Origin of the sequence: Serratia sp. (in: enterobacteria) (assembly GCF_046715635.1) — a bacterium.
Taxonomy (GTDB): domain Bacteria; phylum Pseudomonadota; class Gammaproteobacteria; order Enterobacterales; family Enterobacteriaceae; genus Chania.
The window spans coordinates 1-6,019 of record NZ_JBKJYW010000066.1 but is presented as its reverse complement, the minus strand read 5'-3'; the positions used below and the strand labels follow the sequence as shown (position 1 = coordinate 6,019).

Here is a 6,019-nt window from a genome sequence, read left to right as displayed (position 1 = left end):
CAGCTTGGGCAAACCGCCCCGGCGATAAATCTTTTACGTGTTGCAGACATCATTATGCTCCGAATTATTCGTATTCATCCCAGCCGTCGAACTGCCGTTTTTCTTTCTGCATTTCGCGATGGAAAAGCTCTTCCAGCTCGCGCCGGGCTTCTTTCACGCGGGAAATCTGGGCGACGTCCCCCAGATGCGGTGGCATTAATTCACGCAGCATGCGCATATCCAGACGACGAAAATGCTGCTGAGCGCGATAAGCCTGATGCGGATGCATCCCCAACTCTGTTAACGCCTTGCGCCCTAGCTCCAGGGCACTGGAGAAGGTTTCACGACTAAATTGTTTCACCCCGGCCTGGAGCAGCTCATGCGCTTCCACACGCCCTCGCGCCCGCGCCAAAATGGACAGGTTGGGGAAGTGCTGCTGGCACAGATGGACGATGGCCATGGTATCTTCCGGTTCATTACAGGTAATGACGATAGATTTGGCCTTTTCGGCACCGGCTGCCCGCAGCAGTTCCAGCTCCGTCGCATCCCCGTAGTAAACCTTGTAACCGTAGCGGCGCAATACGCCGACCGCACTAACGTCCCGCTCAAGGACGGTGATACGCATCTTGTTGGCCATCAGTAAGCGGCCAATCACCTGCCCGAAGCGGCCGAAACCGACGATGATCACCTGTGGATCGTCGTCTGCCACATAGGGCGCTTCTTCATCCTCGTCTTTGGCGTTATAGCGGCGGGCCAGAATGCGATCGATAATCTGCATCAGCAGCGGCGTGGTCATCATTGAGAGCGTCACTACTACCAGTAGCAAGGCCAGTTGATCGTCGTCAAAGATATGCTGCGTCGACGCCGCCGAGAACAGCACGAAGGCAAACTCACCGCCCTGGCTCAGCACCCCGGAAAATTGCAGACGCACCGAACGCCGCAGGCCAAAAATACGCGCCAACGAGTACAACACACCTGACTTCACCGCTACCAGGATGACCACGCCAACCAGCACTTCCAGCAGATGGGTATACAACACCCCAATATTCAGCGCCATGCCTACCGAGATGAAAAACAGCCCGAGCAGCAGCCCTTTGAAAGGCTCAATGGCGATTTCCAGCTCATGGCGATATTCGCTCTCTGCCAGCAGCACCCCGGCGATAAAGGTCCCCAATGCCATCGACAGGCCAAGGGCATCCATAAACAGTGCCGCCCCTAGCACCACCAACAGCGCGGCGGCCGTAAATATTTCGCGCACCCCGGATGAGGCGATATAACGAAACAACGGGCGTAACAGGAAGCGCCCCCCAATCAGCATGCCGCCGAAGGCCGCGACCTTCATGGCGATTTCTGCCCAATCGTCGCTGGTACCTGCGCCACCGGCCAGGATCGGGATCAACGCCAACGCTGGGATCACCGCCATATCCTGGAACAGCAGCACCGAGAAGCCTAACTGGCCCCCTTCGTTTCGGTTCATGCCCTTTTCACGCATCAGTTGCAGCGCCATGGCCGTTGATGACATAGCCAGACCAATGCCGCCGATCACCGCCGCCTGCCAGGCGAAATGGCTGAAGTAAAGCAGCGCACCGAGCACTGCCGCCGTGACCAATACCTGCCCGGCACCGACACCAAAGATCGAACGACGCAGTTCCCACAGTTTGGCCGGGTTCAGTTCCAGCCCGATGATAAACATCAGGAACACCACGCCCAACTCGGAGAAATGCAGGATTTCATCCACATCCCGGATGAATCCCAATCCCCACGGGCCGATGGCGATACCGGCGATCAGGTAGCCTAAAACGGCCCCGATCCCCAGACGACGAGCAATGGGTACCGTCACCACCGCGGCAAACAGGAACAGCAGTATGGCGGTTAATAACGCGGAACCTTCCATCAGTGCCTCCCGGTATGCGGCAACGGATTACGCAGCCAATCCCCATAAGCGCTGGCATGGCTGCTCAGCACTTCCGGTTTCTGGCGGCGTGCCCAATAAACGAGGATCGGCGTCAGCCAGTGCATATGACACATGGCCGCAGTCAGCTCAAAAGGGCGCAGAATATCCTCGATCGGATAGCGATTGTAACCCCCGGTGCGATAGGCACCTTCCGGCTCCCCGGTGGTAATCACCGAACGCCAGTATTTACCGGCCAGCGCATTGCCGCCCATCCCGCTGGCAAAACCACGGGACAGCACACGGTCCAGCCACTCTTTCAGCAGGGCCGGGCAGCTATAGGTGTATAAGGGGTGTTGGAAAACGATGACCTGATGGTCGCGCAGCAGCTGTTGTTCATGATGGATATCAATAAAAAAATCCGGATAGTGCGCGTATAAATCGTGCACGGTGACATGTTCCAACTGCTGTGCCGGTTGTAACAAAACCCGGTTTGCTACCGAGTCCTGGGATTCCGGATGGGCATACAGCAGCAAAACCTTCGGCGGCTGTGACATCATTCCCCTCCAAAGCGTCGTCAGGGTGGCGGATTTCCGTTACCATGCAACGCAAAGACTAATAATAGGACGGGTAAGCGTCCTGTTAACGTAAACTCCATTCAATTTAACATACTCTGAACAAACGGCGCTTTATGATTGTTTTCTCCTCGCTACAAATCCGACGCGGCACCCGCGTCCTGTTGGACAACGCCACGGCGACGGTTAATCCAGGTCAGAAGGTCGGCCTGGTGGGTAAGAACGGCTGTGGGAAATCTACGCTGCTGGCCCTGTTGAAAGGTGAGATCGCTGCAGACAGTGGCAGCTACACCTTCCCGAACAACTGGGCGCTGGCCTGGGTGAATCAGGAAACACCGGCACTGGACGTGCCCGCCATTGAGTATGTTATCGATGGAGATCGGGAATTCCGCCAGTTGGAAGCCGAATTACAGGTGGCAAATGATAATAACGACGGTCACGCCATCGCCACGCTGCACGGCAAGCTCGATGCCCTGGATGCCTGGACCATCCGTTCCCGTGCCGCCAGCCTGTTGCACGGTTTAGGCTTTTCCAACGAACAGCTGCAAAGCCCGGTGCGTGCCTTCTCTGGCGGATGGCGCATGCGCCTCAACCTGGCACAGGCTTTGGTTTGCCGCTCCGATCTGCTGTTGCTGGACGAACCCACCAACCACTTGGATCTGGATGCGGTGATCTGGCTGGAACGCTGGCTGAAAAGCTACCCGGGTACCCTGGTGCTGATTTCGCATGACCGTGATTTCCTCGACCCTATCGTCGACAAGATCCTGCACATCGAAAATGAGACCATTAACGAATACACCGGCAACTATTCCTCCTTCGAGCGCCAGCGCGTCACCAAACTAGCGCAGCAGCAGTCGCTGTATCAGAGCCAACAGGAGAAAGTAGCGCACCTGCAAAGCTACATTGACCGTTTCCGTGCTCAGGCCACCAAGGCCAAACAGGCGCAGAGCCGCATCAAGATGCTGGAGCGGATGGAGTTGATTGCCCCGGCGCACGTCGATAACCCGTTCACGTTTAGCTTCCGCCAACCCGAAAGTCTGCCGAACCCATTGCTGCGCATGGAAAAAGTCAGTGCAGGCTATGGCGACAAAGTGATCTTGCAGTCCATCAAGCTCAACCTGGTGCCCGGCTCGCGTATTGGCCTGTTGGGGCGTAACGGCGCCGGTAAATCAACGCTGATCAAAATGCTGGCTGGCACGCTGGAGCCGTTAAGCGGGGAGATCGGGCTGGCAAAGGGTATCAAACTGGGTTACTTCGCCCAGCATCAGTTGGAGTTCCTGCGCGCCGATGAGTCACCGCTACAGCATCTGAGCCGCATCGCCCCTCGCGTGTTAGAACAGCAGTTACGGGATTACCTTGGCGGCTTCGGCTTCCAGGGCGATAAGGTCACCGAAATCACCGAACGTTTCTCCGGCGGTGAAAAAGCGCGGCTGGTGCTGGCGCTGATCGTCTGGGAACGCCCTAACCTGCTGCTGCTCGATGAACCCACCAACCACCTGGATCTGGATATGCGCCAGGCATTGACCGAAGCGCTGATCGATTTCGAAGGGGCATTGGTGGTGGTTTCGCACGACCGCCATCTGCTGCGTTCCACCACCGACGATCTGTATCTGGTGCACGATGGCCAGGTGGAACAGTTCGAGGGCGATCTGGACGATTACCAGCAGTGGCTGAGCGATCTGCAAAAGCAGCAGGCGCAGCAGGATGCCGCACCGAAACAGGATAACGGCAACAGTGCCCAGGCACGTAAGGACCAAAAGCGCCGTGAAGCTGAATTCCGTACGCAAACCCAACCGCTGCGTAAGCAGATCGCCAAGCTGGAACAGCAGATGGATAAGCTGGGTGCTGAATTGGCCGCGGTGGAAGAACAACTGGCAGACTCGGCGCTGTACGACATCAGCCGCAAAGCCGATCTGACCGCCTGCCTGCAAAAGCAAAGCCAGGCCAAATCGGCTCTGGAAGAAACAGAAATGACCTGGCTGGATGCCCAGGAACAGCTGGAGAATCTGACCCAGGAGTTTGAAGCAGAGAGTTGATTTAACGTCCCCTCACCCTAACCCTCTCCCAAAGGGAGAGGGGACCTCTCGTGCCACAACTTAACTCTGGCAATAATCTTTTATATCAACTAGTTAAATATTAACTCTGCAATCTCCCACGCGCTCAATCCAGCTCCCTCTCCCTGTGGGAGAGGGTTGGTGTGAGGGGCTGGCAAGGCGCTGGCGGATCTGCTCCAGTGAGTCCTGGTTATAGAGTTTGCCATCCAGGAAGCGCGTCTTCAGTTCGCCCTGCTGCTCCTGTTGCCAGTCCTGATTATCCAGCAGTTGATATTCCCCTTCCCCATTGCGGATCACCCGTAACAAACCGCGTGCAGATTGTTTCAGGCCGCTGTCGGTCTTCGGCTGTTTGAAAATGGGGCGCCCCACTCCGTTCACCTCTCCGTAGGTAGCCTTCATTGCGAAACCAAAGGTATCGCGGGTATTATACTGATAAGTAAAGGAACCCACGCCAAATACCACGTTAGAGCTGGCAAAACCTTTCGCCTCCAGACGTAGCAGGATTTCCTGAGCACGTTCCAGAGTGATGGAGTCCCCATAAATCAGCCCGATATGGGGATCCAACACTTTGTAGCCCTTGCTGTTAACCGTACCGCCAAAGATTTCCCACAGCACTTCCACCGAGCCTTTCTCTTCGGCGCTGCGTTGCGCACTGTGATCGCTGTCATCGCCAGTCCCACAAAGGATCGCCACCGGATCGCCACTGTCTGGGCGGAAGACCACCCGGCCATCGCGCGCCATGATTTTGCTGTGCAATTCACGGGTAAACTCCGTCAGCACCTGCCAGTAATCCCAGGTATCCGATACGATGGAAACCAACCCATTCGGGTAGAGATCTTCAATCAGGCGGCGGAACGTTTCGATCTCCGTCGCCTGCTCACCCATGCACATCACGCTATGTTCGGTGGCAGGGATGCTACCAGCTACGAAGTAGTCATCAACGGTTGGGTAATACTTCTGCGCGTACAGCACCGCGGGAATGTTGTCGGTGCCCTTGAAGCTGAGCAAATGCCCGGTACCTGCCTGCGCGACATCATGCATCCCTGACATGCCGCGGAAGGAAAAGTCGTGGCATTGGAAATCCAGATGCGCCAGGTCATCGCAGGTTTTATCCGCCCACATCTGGCAGATCTTGCGATAATGATGGGCAATTGTGGCATTGGTGGAAGCTTTCCACAGTTCGGCCGAGATCACCGTCTCCAGGTAGTTGACCAGCCAGAAAAACTCCTCACGCGTATTGGTGATGGTCAGCACCGACACCTTCATCTTCACCTTGCTGCCTTCGTCTAACCCTTTGATATGCAGCGGCAGATAGCCCAATCGATGCAGCGCGCGAATGTGCTCCACGCAGACCCGGTCCTGACCAATGTAGCTATCCCAAATAGCAATATCATTGGCCTGCCAGCGCCAGCGCACCTGAAACTCCGGCTTGGTGATATGCGCAAACAGGAAGTTCAGCAGAGCATCGCTCTCCTTCGCCGCCAACCCGACAATCCGCGTAGTAAATCCTTCATTGACGA

Annotated in this window: 4 protein-coding genes and 1 pseudogene; 1 reads left to right on the top strand and 4 read right to left on the bottom strand. The window is 56.3% G+C overall.

What is annotated here, in order from left to right:
* Positions 1 to 64 precede the first annotated feature (64 nt).
* Together kefB and kefG are read right to left on the bottom strand one after the other, a co-directional pair.
* On the bottom strand, positions 65 to 1,873 hold the full coding sequence (kefB, locus tag ACLQ7H_RS03310; RefSeq protein ID WP_411751437.1) for a glutathione-regulated potassium-efflux system protein KefB: 1,809 nt from the start codon (positions 1,871 to 1,873) through the stop codon (positions 65 to 67).
* Positions 1,873 to 2,427: a glutathione-regulated potassium-efflux system ancillary protein KefG gene (gene kefG / locus ACLQ7H_RS03305; RefSeq protein ID WP_024482696.1), complete on the bottom strand. Its 555-nt coding sequence runs from the start codon at positions 2,425 to 2,427 to the stop codon at positions 1,873 to 1,875. Before kefG ends, kefB begins: the two co-directional genes overlap by 1 nt.
* A 134-nt stretch (positions 2,428 to 2,561) precedes the next feature.
* Between kefG and ACLQ7H_RS03300 the strand changes: the two genes are divergently transcribed.
* A complete protein-coding gene (locus tag ACLQ7H_RS03300) occupies positions 2,562 to 4,481 on the top strand; it encodes an ABC transporter ATP-binding protein (RefSeq protein ID WP_411751436.1) in 1,920 nt (639 codons plus the stop codon).
* A 93-nt stretch (positions 4,482 to 4,574) separates the two neighbouring features.
* Here ACLQ7H_RS03300 and ACLQ7H_RS03295 read toward each other — a convergent pair whose 3' ends face one another.
* On the bottom strand, positions 4,575 to 5,765 hold the full coding sequence (locus tag ACLQ7H_RS03295) for a nicotinate phosphoribosyltransferase (protein WP_411751438.1): 1,191 nt from the start codon (positions 5,763 to 5,765) through the stop codon (positions 4,575 to 4,577).
* Positions 5,766 to 5,819: 54 nt separating this feature from the next.
* Positions 5,820 to 6,019: pseudogene (locus ACLQ7H_RS03290) on the bottom strand (TauD/TfdA family dioxygenase); the annotation flags it as partial.

What these genes read in the sequence shown, in the direction of transcription:
- kefB (WP_411751437.1), bottom strand. Translation starts at nt 1,873, where the DNA reads ATGGAAGGTTCCGCGTTATTAACCGCCATACTGCTGTTCCTGTTTGCC.
- kefG (WP_024482696.1), bottom strand. Translation starts at nt 2,427, where the DNA reads ATGTCACAGCCGCCGAAGGTTTTGCTGCTGTATGCCCATCCGGAATCC.
- ACLQ7H_RS03300 (WP_411751436.1), top strand. Translation starts at nt 2,562, where the DNA reads ATGATTGTTTTCTCCTCGCTACAAATCCGACGCGGCACCCGCGTCCTG.
- ACLQ7H_RS03295 (WP_411751438.1), bottom strand. Translation starts at nt 5,765, where the DNA reads ATGAAGGTGTCGGTGCTGACCATCACCAATACGCGTGAGGAGTTTTTC.